Annotated in this window: 12 protein-coding genes and 1 pseudogene; 10 read left to right on the top strand and 3 right to left on the bottom strand. The window is 65.1% G+C overall.

Features of this window, described 5'->3' with window-relative positions; genetic code table 11:
• Positions 1–18 precede the first annotated feature (18 nt).
• Complete coding sequence (galE, locus tag QA649_RS07135) at positions 19–1,011, top strand: UDP-glucose 4-epimerase GalE (RefSeq protein ID WP_283023563.1); 993 nt, start codon at positions 19–21, stop codon at positions 1,009–1,011.
• Positions 1,012–1,242: 231 nt separating this feature from the next.
• On the top strand, positions 1,243–1,584 hold the full coding sequence (locus tag QA649_RS07130; protein WP_283023562.1) for a hypothetical protein: 342 nt from the start codon (positions 1,243–1,245) through the stop codon (positions 1,582–1,584).
• On the opposite strand, the gene QA649_RS07125 is transcribed toward QA649_RS07130, so the two are convergent.
• Positions 1,558–5,673 (bottom strand): GAF domain-containing protein, encoded by a 4,116-nt coding sequence (locus tag QA649_RS07125; protein WP_283023561.1) that lies wholly within the window; start codon positions 5,671–5,673, stop codon positions 1,558–1,560. The two genes, QA649_RS07130 and QA649_RS07125, sit on opposite strands and share 27 nt — an antisense overlap.
• Positions 5,674–5,966: 293 nt before the next feature.
• On the opposite strand from QA649_RS07125, the gene QA649_RS07120 reads away from it, so the two are divergent.
• Genes QA649_RS07120 through QA649_RS07110 form a run of 3 tightly spaced genes read left to right on the top strand, consistent with a single transcriptional unit; the run spans position 5,967 to position 9,208 of the window.
• A complete protein-coding gene (locus tag QA649_RS07120) occupies positions 5,967–7,019 on the top strand; it encodes an Ldh family oxidoreductase (protein ID WP_283023560.1) in 1,053 nt (350 codons plus the stop codon).
• Between the two features lie 21 nt (positions 7,020–7,040).
• Positions 7,041–8,408, top strand: a complete 1,368-nt coding sequence (locus QA649_RS07115) for an LLM class flavin-dependent oxidoreductase (protein ID WP_283023559.1) — start codon at positions 7,041–7,043, stop codon at positions 8,406–8,408.
• A 14-nt stretch (positions 8,409–8,422) separates the two neighbouring features.
• A complete protein-coding gene (locus tag QA649_RS07110) occupies positions 8,423–9,208 on the top strand; it encodes a fumarylacetoacetate hydrolase family protein (protein WP_283023558.1) in 786 nt (261 codons plus the stop codon).
• Position 9,209: 1 nt separating this feature from the next.
• On the opposite strand, the gene QA649_RS07105 is transcribed toward QA649_RS07110, so the two are convergent.
• Positions 9,210–10,130, bottom strand: a complete 921-nt coding sequence (locus tag QA649_RS07105; RefSeq protein ID WP_283023557.1) for a LysR family transcriptional regulator — start codon at positions 10,128–10,130, stop codon at positions 9,210–9,212.
• Positions 10,131–10,191: 61 nt separating this feature from the next.
• Here QA649_RS07105 and QA649_RS07100 point away from each other — a divergent pair, with 61 nt between their 5' ends.
• The 3 genes from QA649_RS07100 (at position 10,192) to QA649_RS07090 (ending at position 12,139) form a co-directional block, all read left to right on the top strand.
• The gene (locus QA649_RS07100; protein ID WP_283023556.1) at positions 10,192–10,662 is read left to right on the top strand and encodes a hypothetical protein; all 471 of its coding nucleotides are present in this window, start codon (positions 10,192–10,194) and stop codon (positions 10,660–10,662) included.
• A gap of 72 nt (positions 10,663–10,734) precedes the next feature.
• Entirely contained in the window at positions 10,735–11,238 is a 504-nt protein-coding gene (locus QA649_RS07095; protein WP_283023555.1) for a hypothetical protein, read from the top strand.
• A gap of 61 nt (positions 11,239–11,299) precedes the next feature.
• Positions 11,300–12,139 carry an MFS transporter gene (locus QA649_RS07090; RefSeq protein ID WP_283023554.1) on the top strand — a complete coding sequence of 280 codons (840 nt, stop codon included), beginning with the start codon at positions 11,300–11,302 and terminating at the stop codon, positions 12,137–12,139.
• A gap of 14 nt (positions 12,140–12,153) precedes the next feature.
• Here the strand turns inward: QA649_RS07090 and QA649_RS07085 are convergent, their stop codons facing one another.
• Positions 12,154–12,609, bottom strand: a complete 456-nt coding sequence (locus QA649_RS07085) for an Lrp/AsnC family transcriptional regulator (RefSeq protein WP_283023553.1) — start codon at positions 12,607–12,609, stop codon at positions 12,154–12,156.
• 150 nt (positions 12,610–12,759) lie between these two features.
• Between QA649_RS07085 and QA649_RS07080 the strand changes: the two genes are divergently transcribed.
• Both QA649_RS07080 and QA649_RS42925 read left to right on the top strand, forming a co-directional pair.
• Complete coding sequence (locus QA649_RS07080; RefSeq protein ID WP_283023552.1) at positions 12,760–16,209, top strand: indolepyruvate ferredoxin oxidoreductase family protein; 3,450 nt, start codon at positions 12,760–12,762, stop codon at positions 16,207–16,209.
• A gap of 74 nt (positions 16,210–16,283) precedes the next feature.
• Positions 16,284–16,527: pseudogene (locus QA649_RS42925) on the top strand (amidase family protein); the annotation flags it as partial.
• Positions 16,528–16,637: the final 110 nt, after the last annotated feature.

Genomic DNA, 16,637 nt, shown 5'->3' with positions numbered 1-16,637 from the left:
AGAAGAGTAGCATACGACATGACCGATCGACCGACTGTCCTCGTCACAGGAGGCGCAGGCTATATTGGCTCGCATGCCTGCCGCGCACTGACCGCCGCCGGCTATCAGCCCGTCGTTTATGACAATCTCTCGACAGGTCACCGCAGCTTCGTCGCCGGTCCCCTCGTGACCGGCGATCTGCTCGACGGCGCGGCGCTGGCGCGCGCCTTCGCCGAGCACAAGGTCACAGCGGTGATGCATTTCGCGGCCGCCAGCCTCGTCGGCGAATCCATGACCGACCCGCAGAAATATTACATCAACAACGTGCAAGGCACGTTGTCGCTGTTGCAGGCGATGCGCAACGCCGGCTGCCATCGCATCGTGTTCTCCTCGACTGGCGCAGTCTACGGCAATGCCGATTCCAAGGAGCTGCCGGAAGACTTCCCCTGCGCGCCGATCAACCCCTACGGCGCATCGAAATGGATGATCGAGCGCATGCTCGCCGATTATCGCGCAGCCTACGGCGTCGGTGCCTTCTGCCTGCGCTATTTCAATGCCAGCGGCGCCGATCCCGCCGGCGGCATCGGTGAACTGCGCGACAACGAGACCCATCTCATTCCGCGCGCGATGATGGCGCTGCAGGGCCATGTCGACTTCGCCGTGTTCGGTGACGATTACGACACGCCCGACGGCACCGCGATCCGCGACTACATCCATGTCACGGACCTTGCCGCCGCGCACGTCGCCGCGCTGAAACTGCTGGAAACGGGACATGCCGGCGGCAGCTTCAACCTCGGCACCGGCGCGGGCTTCTCGGTGCGCCAGATCCTCGACGCCATCAGGCAGGAGACCGGGCGCGAGGTACCGCACACCGTCAAGCCGCGCCGCGCCGGCGACCCCACTTACCTGGTCGCCGATCCCTCCGCCGCGCGAAAAGTCCTGAACTTCGTGCCGCGTCATTCCGACCTGCCGACGGTGATCCGCACCGCCTGGGCGTGGCACCAGAAGGCCCATCCGCTTAAGGCTCGTTAAGCAACCGTAACATCCGCACCTTGCCTGCCGAGCCTCCAAACGGCTAAAATGGAGGTTCGCTGCCGCCGTTGGCGTATCGCCGACGGCCGCATTTTTGGGCATCACCGACGATGAGGTCGGGATGCATGGCTCCCGCCGGTTGCGCGAGCCGATTTTTCCGGGCGTCAGGACCACAATCGAATCTGCGTGACGGCCTGTCATCAGGCGCGGATTCGAAGGAGTATCGATCCAATGCATCAGGCTGCACGCCTGGAGTTCGAGCGCGTGATGGATGAGTTCGTCCGCTGGCATGTCGTGCCCGAGAACGAGCGCTCGCCCGCGCCTGCCTGGTGGTGGGGACCCGCCATGGCGGTGGTCGACGATCAGGAGCCCATGAGCAGCACATGGTGCGCCGAGCTCGGCCTGAACAAGGGTACGGGCTTTGCCGACGGCGCGCGCACGATTCTGGCGCTGTTCGTCGAGCAGACGTCGCTGACGGGGCCCCAGGATTTCCCGAGCATCGCGGAGGGCGCGGATCACGACGTCCGCGAGCTGCACCCGCAGCCGTCAGACGACAGCGCGTTTCAGCCGTAGCGCCGCAGCCGCGGTGGCAACCGGATCCGGCTCGGGCTGAAGCGGCGGTGCGACCGGCAGCACCATCGGCCGCAACAATTCGGCCATCTGCTTCGCCGGCAGCGGCTTCGAGATCAGGAAGCCCTGCATCTCGTCGCAGCCGTGGCTGCGCAGGAACGCCTCCTGCTCGGCGTTCTCGACGCCTTCGGCGACGACCGTCATGCCGAGCGCCTTGCCCATGCTGATGATCGCCTGCGCGATCGCCTGATCCTCCGAATCCTGCGGCAGGTCTCGCACGAAGGAGCGGTCGATCTTGATGGTGTCGATCGGGAAGTGCTTCATCAGCGACATCGACGAATAGCCGGTGCCGAAATCGTCGATCGCAAGGCGGATGCCGCGGCTCTGGATCGCGTCGAGCACCTTGAGCGCACGCCCGACATTGCGCATCATCATGCTCTCGGTGACCTCGAGCTGGAGCAGCACCGGCGACATGCCGGAGGCCGCCAGCGCCTCGTCGACATCCTGCAACAGATGCTCGTCGGCGAACTGCCGCGGCGACAGGTTCACCGCCATCGACAGCGGCAGCAGGCCGCGGCGTTGCCAGGCCATGGCCTGCGCGCAGGCCTCGTTCAGCACCCAGCGGCCGATCGGCACGATCAGCCCGGTTTCCTCCGCAAGCGGAATGAACTGTGCGGGCGAGACGCTGCCGAGATCGGGATGGGTCCAGCGCAGCAGAGCTTCCACGCCGGTGATCTGGCCGGTCTCCATGTCCACCTTGGGCTGGTAGTTCAGCGAGAACTGCTCGCGCTCCAGCGCCCGGCGCAGCGCGCTTTCCAGCGACAGCCGCTCAATGGACTGGGTCTTCACTTCCTTGGAGAAGAAGCGGCAGCCGTTCTTGCCGTCTTCCTTGGCGAGATACATCGCCATGTCGGCGTTCTTGGTCAGCGTCTGAGCGTCGGAGCCGTTGTCCGGGTACATCGCGATGCCAATCGAGGCCGTGGTGTGGCACTCGTGACCGGCGAGCTCCATGGGCTCGGAGAGCGCCGTAAGCAGCCCGGTCGCGATGCGCTGGACGTCGTCGATCTCGCCGCACTGGTCGAGGATGACCACGAACTCGTCGCCGCCGAGACGCGCCACCACGTCGCTGGCCCGCAGCGCCCCGCGCAAGCGGTTCGCCACTTCGAGCAGCAGCAGGTCACCCGCTTCGTGGCCCAGCGAATCGTTGATGACCTTGAAACGGTCGAGATCGATGAACAGCACCGCAAAACGGTGGTCGTGGCGCTGCGCGGTGTCGATCGCCGCACGCAGCAGCCCGTTGAAGGTCTCGCGGTTCGGCAGATCGGTCAGGCTGTCGTGCGAGGCGAGATACTCGATCCGCTCGTCCGCCTGGTTCTTCTCGTCGGCGCGATCGAAATTCTCCATCGCGAAGGAGACGTTGTCGGCGAGGCGCTGCAGCAGCTCGACGAACTCTTCCGTGAAGGTATTCGGCTCAGTCGACATGTAGATCATGACGCCGACGGCACGATCGTGCGCGATGAGCGGGAACGCCGCGCCCGACCGCGCGCCGTCGCCGCGCACGATGGCATGGAAGACACGGACGCGATCGTCGTTGAGGTAGTCGTTGCTGATGCAGGGCTGGCGGGTGCGGAACGCCGTGCCGCTCATGCCGCGCCCTTCGGGACGCTCGGGGTCGATGGAGAGGCGGATGTTGCGGGTGGTGTCCGCGGACGGTCCGGCCGCCGCCACGATCTCGAGCTGATCGCTGCCGTCCATGGCCAGCGCGATCGTCGTCGAGGTGAATTTCGCGCCGTTCGAGGCGGCGAGGCAGACGAGGTCGAACAGCTCGGCACGCGACTTGGCCCGCATGATCGCCTCGTTGGTGGCGCTCAGCGCCGCGAACATGCGCCTCAGGCGTTCCTTCTGCGCCTCGGTGCGCGCCTTTTCCTCGGCGCGGTCGAAATTGTCGAGCGCGAACGAGACGTTCTCGGCAAGCCGCCCCAGCAGTTGAATGAGATCCTGCGTGAACGCGCCCTCATCGCGCGAGAGGAACAGCAACACGCCGACAGCCTCGCCGCCGTTGCTGAGCAACGGGAAGCAGGCGCCTGATTTCGTCCCTTGCATGCGCGCGATCTGGTGCCAGTGCGCGGTGCGGATGTCGGTGAGGATCTCATTGGCGATGCAAGGCGCGCGCGTACGGAAGGAGGTGCCGGAGAGCCCGCGTCCCTCCGGGTCGTCGGCCGAGGTCGAGAAGCGCCATTCCTTGATCAGGCCGCAGCTCTCACCCTTGGTCATGGCGATGTCGAGATAGTGTCCCGTCGTATCCACCATGGCGATGGTCGCGGAGGAGAAGGTGCCGCCGAGCACCGCCGCCTCGCAGACCACCTCGAACAATTCGGCGCGGGTCTTCACCCGCATGATCGCCTCGTTGGTCGCGCTCAGCGCCTCGAGCATGCCCCTGAGACGATTGCGCTGCATCTCGGCCTTGGCCTTCGCCTCGGCGCGGTCGAAATTCTCCAGCGCGAAGGAGACGTTGGCCTGGAGCCTGCGCAGCAGCTCGACGAGTTCGGGCGTGAAGGCGCCGCACTCCGGCGAGTTGAACAGGAATACGCCCTCGACCCGGTCGCCGTTGAACAGCGGTAGCGCCGCGGAGGACGCGATGCCGTTGCGGCGGGCGCTGGCCTGCCATGGCGCGATGCGGTCGTCGGCGAGCACGTCGTTGCTGACGGCCGGCCGGCGCGTGCGGAATGCGGTGCCAGTCAGCCCGCGTCCTTCCGCCACCTGCTCGGAGATCGAGAACTTGAAGTTGCGAACCTGGTCGGCATTCGGTCCGTAGCTGGCGACCACGCGCAGCAGCTCGGCGCGCTGGTCGACCAGCGCGATGCTGGCGGAGGTGAACTTGGCTCCTTTGGCCGTCGCCTCGCAGACGAGGTCGAACAGCTCGGACCGCGACCGTGCGCGCAGGATGGCCTCGTTGGTGGCACTGAGCGCCGCATACATGCGCGCCAGGCGCTCTTCTTCCGCCGCGATCCTGGCCTTCTCGGCCTCGCGGCCGAAATTCTCGATCGCGAACGAGACGTTCTCCGCCATGCGCAGCAGCAGCGCGACGATCTCCTCGTCCTTGGCCCAGGAGCGGCTGATGAAGAACAGCAGCACGCCGACGCTTTCGCCGCGCTTGATCAGCGGCGCGACCACGCAGGCGGCGACGCCGGTGTTGACGTTGGCCTGCTCCCACGGCGAGCCCTTGGTGCGGCTGGCGAGATCGTCCTCGACGACGGCTTTCTGCGTCCGGAACACCTCGCCGGAGATGCCCTTGCCGAAGGGATTTTCCGGGTCGACCGAATAGCGCGCCTGGGTGACGAGCTCGAGGTTCTGCCCGGTGGCCGCGACAGGCTTCATCCAGTGCGAATCCGGCTCGCGCAGCAGCACGATGGTCGCGAGCGACTTGCCGCTATGCACGGAGGCGTCACAGACGAGCTGGTACAGCTCCAGCTCGGTCTTGGCCCGCAGGATCGCTTCGTTGGTGGCGCTGATGGCACCGAACATGCGGTTGAGCCGCCGTGTCGCCCGTTCGCTGATCTGCTGCGCGGTCTCGCGCGCGAAATTGTCCAGCGCGTAGGAAATGTTGGCCGACATGCGCTCGAACAGCGACACCATCTGCTCGTTCAGCGAGTTGGCCTCGCTGCGCGTCACGTACAGCACGCCGACGCTCTTGCCGTTGCAGAGCAGCGGCAACGCCGCCGCCGCACCGATATGCGCCTTGGCGGCCCCCTTACGCCACGCCAGCGAGCGCGGATCGTTCAGATAATCGTTGCTGATGCACAGCTTCTGATCGCGAAATGCCTCGCCGCCGACGCCCAATCCTTCCGGTGTGCCGGCGTCGGTCGTGATCACGAGCGAGCTCAGCCGCGGGATATCGTCGCCGCAGCCGGCCGCAAAGCGCAGCCGCCGACCATCGGGGCCCACCAGGAACACGGCCACGGCCAGAAAGTCCCCGCTCGAAAAGCCGGCGTCGCAGACCTTCTGGTACAGCTCGTCCGGCGATCTCGCATAGAGGATCGCTTCATTGATGGCGCTCAGCGCCGCAAAGGTGCGCGCGAGTGTCGTCGGCACGATCTCAGCTCCCGGGCATTTCTGCCTATTTCTCCCGGTACCTTTATGAGCGGCGATCGCCTAAGTGGTGGTTATTCCGCCGGGCAAACCGTCGATCAAAGTGAACGAGCTGCGAACAAGCGGCGCTAAACTCTCGAAAATACCGCCGTGCGGGGCAAATCTTCGACCAAAGGCGTGTTCCGTCACGAATTTGCAGCCCTGTATTGGTTTACAGGAGATTGATATCGCTCTGGCGCTTTGAGACGATGGCCCCCAACAACAGCCCGATAAGGGCACCACGTCGGGGAAACGCCATGCCGCTCGTCAGGGCCGACCGCCTCACGCGCATCAGCGCCGCGCTGCTCCAGGCGGCCGGGGCTTCCGAGGAAGAGGCCGACGCCGTCGCGACCGGCTGCGTCAACGCCAATCTCGCCGGCCACGATTCCCACGGCGTGATCGCCGTTCCCACCTATATCGACCGCATCAAGGCGGGGCACATCGTTCCCGGCGCCAAGTGGACCATCGTCCAGGAATCGCCGACCACGACCGTGATCGACGGCCATTGGGGGTTTGGCTTTCACGTCAACGCCAAGGCGATGGCGCTGACCATCGAGAAGGCGAAGACGGCGAACGTCGCCGCCTGCACCGTGTTCCGGCAAAGTCATGTCGGCCGCCTCGCCGCCTATCCCTTGATGGCGATGCGCGAAGACATGATCGGGATTGCGGCGGCGGACTCCGGCCGCTCGCCGAAGCACGTGGCCCCGTTCGGCGGCAAGGAAGCGCGGCTCGGCACCAACCCGATCTCGATCGCGGTGCCGTCCGATCTCGATACGCCGTTCTATCTGGACATGGCGACGTCGGCGGTTGCGGCCGGCAAGATCCAGCTCGCGGTCGCGCGCGGCGACGAGATCCCGACCGGATGGATCATCGATGCGGAGGGACGGCACACCACCGACCCGACCCAATACCGCAAGGGCGGCGCGCTGCTGCCGCTCGGCGGCACCGAGGGCTACAAGGGCAGCGGCCTCGCCGCCATGGTGGAGGTGCTGTGCGGCCTGCTCACCGGGCTCGGCTTCGGCGTCGAGCCGACGGGGCGGCACAATGACGGCTGCTTCATGGCCGTATTCAACGTCGCCGCATTCCGGCCGCTCACCGAATTCAAGCGCGAGGTCGCCGAGTTCGCGCAGTACCTGAAATCGACGCCGCCCTCCGAGGGCAGCAAGGGCGTCTACTATCCGGGCGAGATCGAGGGCGTGCGCGAGCAGCAGCGGCTGCGCGACGGCATCGAGATCGAGGATGCGACCTGGGACAAGCTGCGCACGCTGGCGCGCGAGTATCGGCTCGACACGGTCCTTGGCCTCGCCTGACACTATCAGGAGAACAGCAGCATGAATCGGCAGATGGTACTGGTCGGCTTCCTCCAGGCGCAGAACTGCACGAACTTGCCGAGCTCGTGGCGGCATCCGGACTCGCGCTCGGACTCGATGTCGGCGGACTATTACCAGGAGATCGCAAAAATCCTCGAAGCCGGCAGATTCCACATGGCCTTCTTCGACGATCGCCTGGCGATGCCGGACCGCTACGGCAACGATCACGCCCACACCGTCGAATACGGCATCCGCTGCGTGAAGATGGACCCGCTGATCGTGCTGACCACGATGGGCATGGTCACCGAGAGGCTCGGCCTTGGCGCAACCTGCTCGACCACCTACTACGAACCCTTCGACGTCGCCCGCCGCTTTGCAACGCTCGACCTGATGTCGGGCGGACGCGCGGGGTGGAACGTCGTCACCTCGCTCAACGACGGCGAGGCGCTCAACATGGGGCGCGACTCCCATCCCGAACATGATTCCCGCTACGACCGCGCCGACGAATTCATGGAGGTCGTGCTCGGCCATTGGGACACCTGGGAGGACGGCGCGCTGATCATGGACAAGGAGAGCGGCCGCTTTGCCGATCCCACCAAGGTGAAGCGGCTCGATCACAAAGGGCCGGCCTTCAAGTCCCGCGGCCCGTTCACCGTGCCGCGGTCGCAGCAGGGTCATCCCGTGATCATCCAGGCCGGCGCCTCCGGCCGCGGCCAGCGCTTTGCGGGCCGCTGGGGCGAGGTGATCTTCACCGCCGCGCGCAACCTCGCCGCCGCCAAGGAAGGCTATGCGGCCGTGCGCAACGAGGCCGCGAAGGCCGGCCGCGATCCCGACCAGATGCTTCTCTGCAATTTGACGACACCGGTCTGCGCCGCGACCAAGGCCGAAGCCGAGGACAAGATGGCGCTGATCAACAAGCTGCCTCTTGAGATCGACGCACTGTCGCTGCTCGCCGAAGCGCTCAATTACGACTTCGCCTCCAAGGATCTCGACGAGCCGCTGACGACGGAAGACTTGAAGAGCATGCAGGGCATTTTGGGAATCCGCGACGGCGTGCTGAAGACATCAGGCAAGAGCAATCCGAGTGCGCGCGACTTCGTCACCTTCTCCGGCCGTGGCCGGGTGCATGACGCCATGGTCGGCGGCCCCAGGGAGATCGCGGACAAGTTAGAGGAAATGTTCGTCGAGCGCGGCTGCGACGGCTTCGTTATCGCCGCGACCTATGTGCCCGGCTCCTACGCCGATTTCGTGCAGCATGTCGTGCCGGAGCTACAGCGGCGCGGACTGTTCCAGAAGGACTATCGCGGCAAGACGCTGCGCGAAAATCTCGGGCTGAAGCGACCGGCCGCCGGCGCCTGGAAGGTGCAGCCGCGCGATGCCGCGGAATAACGGGAGGATCCAACATGCGCTGGCTGAAATTCACCGCCGCGGACAAGACCTCCTGGGGGATCGTCGAGGGCGATCAGGTCATCGCGATCGACGGCGACCCATTCGGCGAATGGCAGCGCACCTCGCGCACGCATCCGCTCGGTGACGTCAAGATCGAGCTGCCGCTGATCCCGCGCACCTTCTATTGCGTCGGCCTGAACTATCTGAAGCACCTGAAGGAAGCCGCCGACAAGCGCGGCGAGGTGCCGGCCGTGCCCGACCGCCCCGAGATCGGCTATCGCGCGCAGAACGCGCTGATCGCGCATGACGAGGAGGTCGTGATCCCGTCCCTGGCGACGGACAAGATCCATTATGAAGGCGAGCTCGTCGTCGTCATCGGCAAGAAGGTGAAGCACCTCACCAAAGAGAACGCGATGAACTGCGTGTTCGGCTACACCATCGGCAACGACGTCAGCGAGCGCAGCTGGCAGAAGGCGGACCGCAGCCTGTGGCGCTCGAAGAACGCCGACACGTTCAAGCCGATGGGCCCGTGGATCGAGACCGAAGCCAATCTTGCGAAGATGCAGACGATCGTCCGGGTCAACGGCAAGGAGACCAACCGCTTCTACACCAACGACATGATCTTCGGCGTGGTGCCGTTCCTGATCGAACTGACGAAATACTTCACGCTATGGCCCGGCGACGTGATCTGGATGGGCACCGATGGCGCCTCGCCCGACATCACGCACGGCGACGTCGTGGAGATCGAGATCACGGGCGTCGGCACGCTGCGCAACAGATTTGTGCGGGAGCAGCGGTAGATCAGCTGGTGCCGCCTGAGCGGCCCTTCACATGATCGATAAAGGCCCGCAACTTCGGCATGATTTGTCGGTGACCGGGATAGTACAGGAACACGCCTGGTGTCATCGGCGCGAATTGCTCCAGGACGGGAACGAGCTTTCCCGCCGCCATGGCACCCGTGGCCAGCGGTGCGGGCACCTGCGCAAGACCCACGCCTTCGACGGCGGCTCCGAGCATCGTGGGAAAATCGTTGGCGATGAAAGGTCCCGAAACCACGATCTCGATCGAACGACCGTTGTCGTCGAGCGACCATGACGCGAGCGCACCGTTCGATCGTCGCAATCTCAGGCACGCGTGCTCACGCAGATCGTCCGGCCGCTCGGGCCGACCGCGGCGGGCGAGGTAAGCCGGGCTGCCGAGGATAATGAGCGGCAGCGGATTCGTCAGGCGCACCGCGACCATGTCGGGGGCGATGAACTGGCCCAACCTGATGCCGGCGTCAAAGCCTTCGGCTGCGAGGTCGACCAGCTCTTCGCTCGCGGCAAGCTCCACCTCAATCTCGGGAAATTCCCGGCAGAACGACGCGATCAACGGCTCCAGCAGGATCGGGACGACGGAGCGCGGTACGGTGAGACGCAGGAGCCCGGCCGGTCGCTGTCCGAGCTCGCGCGCCGCACCGCTGGCGGCGACGAGCTCCTCAAAGGCGGGTCTGGCGCGCGCAAGGAATCTTTCGCCGGCTTCGGTCAAACCGACACTGCGGGTGGTGCGGATGAAGAGCGCGGCGCCAACGCGCGCCTCGAGCGCGCGTATCGCCTGACTGATGGCCGACGGCGTGACCCCGAGTTCAGCGGACGCTCGGCGGAAACTGCGATGTTGGGCGACACTCAGGAACGCCTCCACGCCGTCCAATGCACCGTGCCTGACTGTGAAGTTCTGCTTCATAGCCCGTCAACATTATCGCGAATAGTGCTGCGCGGAAAGAGCTCCTAAATCCGAACTGGAATTGAGCCGCACCCACGCGCGCATCGTCATTTGCAGCACCACGGCTGTCGCCGTGACCGGAGACGTGACGTCGATGAACACAATCCGCAGCGTCGTTTTGGCACTTTCCCTCATCCTGACAGGAGCTACTTCCATGACCGATCCTTCACGTGCCCAATCACAGACCGCATCGCCGACAACCGCGGTCTTGGTCATCCTGACCGTCAAGCCGGGCATCACCCGCGAACAGGTGATGGCCGTCATGCCCGACGAAGTCAGGCAGACCGTTCAGCTCTACCTCAATGGGATGGTTCGAGAATGGTATTCGCGGTCCGACGGTCGCGGAGCCGTATTCCTTCTGAACGTCAAAGACGTTGCCGAGGGACACGCGATCATGGATGGCTTGCCGCTCGCCAAGCAAGACCTTGTCGACCACGAATACGTCGCAGTCGGTCCGCTGATGCCGCTCGGTCTGCTGATGGCAAAACCCTGAGCGTCCGCCGGCGCCGGACCGACCGGCTTCGACTGCACCCGGCCGGACAGGCCACCACAAGGGAATCCGAACGTGCCGCAAAGCTTCAACCTTCCATTCGTGCTCAGCGTCGCCGGCGCTTTCCTGACAAGCGCGGTGGTGGCTTCGATCTACGTCTGGCCGGCACTCCGCGCCATGCCGCGCTACGAGGCCCTGAGACTTCTCGCGGCCTTCCACGCGTTCAGGTTCTTCGGCATGAATTTCATGGTGGCGGGATTCGTATCGGCGGAGTTGAGCCCGAATTTCGCAGCCGAGGTCGGATGGGGAGATCTGATTGCCGCCACTCTCGCCCTCATTTCGATGGCAGCACTCTCGTGGCGATGGTCGTTCGCCGTTCCGGTGGTCTGGGCATTCAACGTCTGGGGCACGCTGGACCTTCTCAACGCCTACTATATGGGCGTGACGAAAATCCAGGACCCCGGCCTGTTCGGCGCCGGTATTTACGTTCCAGCCCTCTACGTGCCGCTGCTGCTCGTCAGCCATGTTCTCGTCTTCATGATTCTGCTGAGGACCGGATCAGAAGAGAAAGCGGCCTGATCTGGCCGCTGGTCGCGATCTCCTGCGTCCGCCACAACCGATCTCTTTCGAAGGAACGCCGATGAACAGCGACGCTGCTTCCGTTGCCGCCCCGACCCAGCCTCCCATTCGGCTCGGCTTGATGTGGACCGTCCTGTTCACGATCCTGTGGACCTGGCTGATCTACTCGGTCCCCGCACTTCCGGAGAGCGGTTTTCCCGCCCTCGGCGTTCGGCTGCTGGCCCATGGGCTCATTGCGCTCGGCCTGTGGCTCGGGGTCGAAAACACCGCGTTGACGCCGGAGCAACGCCGGGCGACCTGGCTGGTCGTCATGGTCCCCTTCACGCTTTGGGCTGCCCTCGCCTGGACGGCAGCCATCAATGGTGCATTCCGCGCGGGTGCATCCTCCTTGCCGCTGCTTCCCATGGCGATCCTGCTGCCCGTGATCGTCGGCGCCCCGGCACTGATGCTATCGAAGCGGGTGGGACAATTGCTCGATGCAATGCCGACGACGTGGCTCATTGCCCTTCAGGTCTATCGCATCTTTGGCAGTCAATGGCTCGCTTACTGGCTGCGAGGGGCGCTCCCGGGCTTGTGGGCATTGCCGGCAGGAGCAGGCGACGTGCTGACCGGACTGTTCGCCGTGCCGGCGGCGCTCGCCTTGGCAGCCGGGACGACTGAGGGGCGGAAAGGTGCGATCGTCTGGAATATCTTCGGCCTCGCAGACTTCGCAGTCGCGATTCTCCTGGGAATGGCGATGTCACCTGGCCCGCTCCAGTTGATCGTTCTCGATGGCCCGGGCATGGCGGTAGACACCTTTCCGAACGTGCTGACCCCTGCCTTCGTTGTGCCAAGCTCGATCCTGCTGCACGCACTGTCGCTCCGCCAACTGTGCCGGCACAGCCGGGCGAAGACAGTGTGAGTCCTATCGTTGTCTCAAAACGGCAGCGCCACGCCGGTTTTGATCTCCTTCAGCACCACGTTGCTGCGGACGTAGCGGATGCCGGGAATGCGGAACATGAACTCGTCGAGGAAGCGGTTATAGGCGGCCATGTCCTGCACGACGACGCGCAAATGATAGTCAGCATCGCCCGTGGTCGCGAAACATTCCAGCACCTCGCGGCGCGTTGTGACCCTGGCCACGAATTCGTCGACGAATTTCGCATCATGCCGCTCCAGCGAGACGTGGAGAATGGCCGACATCGTAAATCCCGCCTGCTCGCGCGCGACCAGCGCCGCATAGCCCTGGATGACGCCGCTCTCCTCCAGCGCCCGCACCCGGCGCCAGCAGGCCGAGGTGGACATGCCGACCTCGTCGGCGAGTTGCTGGTTGGTGGCGCGCCCATCCTTCTGCAGATGGGCGAGTATTCGGATGTCCTGTTCTTCGATCATGGCGACCTCTCAAGTCGGGAACATCTACCAGATTTGATGGAACTGCGCAAAATTCTACCGAATTTGTGATCTATGCGGGATAAATAGGTAAGACCTACCAGCCTTCCAGGCATAACCTTCCATCATCAGGGGGATGCCGCGAGGTCCGCCATGGACGCCATTCCGTCACTCGACAGTTACGATCTCTCCGACCGCTACGATCGCGAGGAAGGCCGCGTCTTCCTCACGGGCACGCAGGCCATCGTCCGCATCGCGCTCGATCAGGCGAGGCGAGACCGCGCGAACGGCCTCAACACCGCCGGCTTCATCTCCGGCTATCGCGGCTCGCCGCTCGGCGGCGTCGATCTCGAACTGTGGCGCATCCAGGAACGGCTCAAGCGAGACCGCATCGAATTCCTCCCGGCCGTGAACGAGGATCTCGCGGCGACTGCCGTGCTCGGCTCGCAGCAGGTCGAAACGCAAGCAGACCGTGAGGTCGATGGCGTGTTCGGGCTCTGGTATGGCAAGGGCCCCGGCGTCGATCGCTCCGGCGACGCGCTCAAGCACGGCAACGCCTACGGCTCCTCGCCGCACGGCGGCGTGCTGGTGGTCGCCGGCGACGACCATGGCTGCGTCTCCTCGTCGATGCCGCACCAGTCCGATGTCGCCTTCATGAGCTGGTTCATGCCGACGCTGCACCCGGCCGATGTCGGCGAATATCTGGCGTTCGGCGAATATGGCTACGCGCTGAGCCGCTTCTCCGGCATGTGGGTCGGTTTCAAGGCGATCTCGGAGATCGTGGAATCAGGCGCATCCGTCGCGCTGCGCCCGCCGCGCCTCTTCCGCACGCCGGACTTCACGCCGCCGCCCGGCGGCCTGCACTATCGCTGGCCCGACCTGCCGGGCCCGCAGATCGAGGAGCGGCTGGAGGCGAAGAAGCACGCGGTCTATGCCTTCGCCAAGGCCAACCCGATCGATCGCCACATCTACGACATCCCCGGCGCCACCTACGGCATCGTCACGACCGGCAAGGCCCATCTCGATCTGATGGAAGCGCTGCGGCTGATGGGCCTCGATGAAGCCGCCTGCCGCAGCATCGGCATCGACGTCTACAAGGTCGGCATGGTCTGGCCGCTGGCCTTGCACGACGCCATGGATTTCGTGAAGGGCAAGCGCGAGATCCTCGTGGTCGAGGAGAAGCGCGGCATCATCGAGAGCCAGTTCAAGGAATATTTTTACGACTATCCCGGCAGCAAGCCCGAACGCATGGTCGGCAAGCATGACGAGCGAGGAGCACGGCTGATCTCCTGGATCGGCGAGTTGTCGCCGCGCGCGCTCGCGAGCGTGCTCGCGCGGCGGCTCGATCCGATGTTTCCGGGCCTCAATCTCGCCGCCCGCGCCGCCGCCTTGATGCCGGAGGCCGCGCGCACGATCAACGTCAGCGGCGCAACGCGCACGCCCTATTTCTGTTCGGGATGCCCGCATAACACATCGACGAAAGTGCCCGAGGGATCGAAGGCGCTGGCCGGCATCGGCTGCCACTTCATGGCGAGCTGGATGGACCGCGAGACCTCGTCGCTGATCCAGATGGGCGGCGAAGGCGTGAACTGGGCGGCTTCATCACGCTTCACCGGCCACAAGCACGTGTTCCAGAACCTCGGCGAAGGCACCTATTATCACTCGGGCTCGATGGCGATCCGGCAGGCGATCGCCGCCAAGGCCAACATCACCTACAAGATCCTGTTCAACGACGCCGTCGCGATGACCGGCGGCCAGCCGGTCGACGGTCCGGTCAGCGTGCATGCCATCGCGCACAGCGTCCGCGCCGAAGGCGTTGAGCGCATCGCGCTGGTGTCGGACGATGCCGGGCATTTCGACCCGGCGGACCTGCCCAGCGGCGTGACCATTCATCCCCGCGAGGAGATGGACGCCGTGCAGCGCGAACTCCGTGACGTCTCCGGCGTGTCCGTCCTGATCTACCAGCAGACCTGCGCCACCGAGAAGCGGCGGCGTCGCAAGCGCGGGCAGATGGCCGATCCAAAACGCTTCGCCTACATCAACGACCTCGTCTGCGAAGGCTGCGGCGACTGCTCGGTCGAATCCAACTGCCTCAGCGTCGAGCCGAAGGAGACGCCATTCGGCCGCAAGCGGCAGATCAATCTGTCGGCCTGCAACAAGGATTTTTCCTGCCTCAACGGTTTCTGCCCGAGTTTTGTGACCGTCGAAGGCGCGACGCGGCGGAAGAAGAGCGCGAGCCAGATCGACGCGGCCGGCCGCGCCGCCACGCTTGCTTTGCCCGCCCCCGCCACACTTGACCGGCCCTACGACCTGCTGGTGACCGGCGTCGGCGGCACCGGCGTGATCACGGTCGGCGCGCTGATCGGCATGGCCGCGCATCTGGAACGTCGCGGCGTCTCGGTGCTGGACTTCACCGGCTTTGCGCAGAAGTTCGGCCCGGTGCTGAGCTATATCCGCCTCGCCGCCTCACCGGAAGCGCTGCATCAGGCCCGCATCGACCAGGGCGCGGCCGATGCGCTGATCGGCTGCGATCTCGTCGTCAGCTCCTCGCCAAAGGCGTCCGGCACCTATCGCCGCGGCACGCGCGCCGCCGTCAACACCGCGGAGATGCCGACCGGCGACGTCGTCCGCTTCCGCGACGCCGATCTCGCCTCGCCTGCCCGCCTGCGCGCGATCCGGCAGGTCGTCGGCGACGGCAATCTCGACACCATCAACGCCAACGCTCTGGCCGAGCGGCTGCTCGGCGATGCCGTCTACGCCAACATCATCATGCTGGGCTTTGCCTGGCAGCACGGCCTTATCCCCGTCTCGCTGCCGGCGCTGCTGCGCGCGATCGAGCTGAACGGCGTCGCGGTCGACCGCAACAAGCAGGCCTTTGCCTGGGGCCGGATCGCCGCGGTCGATCCGGACTTTCTGCCGGAGGCGGGCGATGCAGCCAAAGCCGAGACACTCGACCAGCTCATTGCCCGGCGCGCCGATTTCCTCACGGCCTATCAGAACGAGGCCTATGCGGCGCGCTACCAAGCGATCATCGCAAGAGTCCGCAATGCCGAAACCGGCCTGAACAGCGAGGTGCTGACCGAGGCGGTCGCCCGCGCACTGTTCAAGCTGATGGCCTACAAGGACGAGTACGAGGTGGCGCGGCTGCACATGCAAAGCGGCTTCCTCGACGAGTTGAAGCGCGAGTTCGAGGACGGTTTTAGCGTCCAGTACCATCTTGCCCCACCGTTCCTGTCGTCCAAACGCGACGCCCGCGGCCGCCCGCGCAAGCGTGCCTTCGGCCAGTGGATCCAGACGCCGCTCGCCGTGCTCTCGCGATTGAAGGGATTACGCGGGACGCCGTTCGATCCGTTCGGCTACACCGCGGAACGGCGCGCCGAGCGGGAGCTGATCGCCTGGTATGAAGGCCTGATCGAACGCGTGCTCGGCAAGCTGGACACGCCGCATCTGTCCGATCTCGTCGCGATCGCCAAAGGCCCGATGGACATCCGCGGCTACGGACCGGTGAAGGACGCCGCGATCGTGAAGGTGAAGGCCGAGATCGAACGGCAATTTGCTGAACTCGACACACCCTCGCCGGCGAGGATGCACGCCACCGGTTGACGCGGCACCGGCGAGGCTTCAGCCTCTGAACCCGAGGGGCGCCCTGCTGGCCCCCTGCGATCGGGTGACGCATCATGGATTTCGACCAGTTGACACTGACCGAGGCCGCGGCCGCCCTCGGCGCCGGGACAATTCACGAGCACCGCGCTCACCCGGGAGGCCCTGGCTTGCGCCAAGGCCAACGCCGAGCTCAATGCCTTCGTCACGCTGGACGAAGCAGGTGCCTTGAAAGCCGCCGCGGCGTTCGACGCGACGGGTGATAAGGCAAAACCGCTCGGCGGCGTGCCCATCGTGATCAAGGACAATATCGAGGTCGCCGAAGCATGGCCCGCAACCGTGCTTTCGAACCTAAAGCGCGGTGAGATTTGGATGAATCGTCATCACGCTTTAGGTTGTTGTTGGCGCATGATCCTTCCGGAAAACCGCTT

Source organism: Bradyrhizobium sp. CB1717, assembly GCF_029714325.1.
GTDB lineage: Bacteria > Pseudomonadota > Alphaproteobacteria > Rhizobiales > Xanthobacteraceae > Bradyrhizobium.
Note: the sequence above shows the minus strand (reverse complement) of the source record. Positions and strands in the feature narration are given on the sequence as shown.

Coding starts and splice junctions, on each gene's coding strand:
- galE (WP_283023563.1), top strand. CDS start 19: ATGACCGATCGACCGACTGTCCTCGTCACAGGAGGCGCAGGCTATATT.
- QA649_RS07130 (WP_283023562.1), top strand. CDS start 1,243: ATGCATCAGGCTGCACGCCTGGAGTTCGAGCGCGTGATGGATGAGTTC.
- QA649_RS07120 (WP_283023560.1), top strand. CDS start 5,967: ATGCCGCTCGTCAGGGCCGACCGCCTCACGCGCATCAGCGCCGCGCTG.
- QA649_RS07115 (WP_283023559.1), top strand. CDS start 7,041: ATGAATCGGCAGATGGTACTGGTCGGCTTCCTCCAGGCGCAGAACTGC.
- QA649_RS07110 (WP_283023558.1), top strand. CDS start 8,423: ATGCGCTGGCTGAAATTCACCGCCGCGGACAAGACCTCCTGGGGGATC.
- QA649_RS07105 (WP_283023557.1), bottom strand. CDS start 10,130: ATGAAGCAGAACTTCACAGTCAGGCACGGTGCATTGGACGGCGTGGAG.
- QA649_RS07090 (WP_283023554.1), top strand. CDS start 11,300: ATGAACAGCGACGCTGCTTCCGTTGCCGCCCCGACCCAGCCTCCCATT.
- QA649_RS07085 (WP_283023553.1), bottom strand. CDS start 12,609: ATGATCGAAGAACAGGACATCCGAATACTCGCCCATCTGCAGAAGGAT.
- QA649_RS07080 (WP_283023552.1), top strand. CDS start 12,760: ATGGACGCCATTCCGTCACTCGACAGTTACGATCTCTCCGACCGCTAC.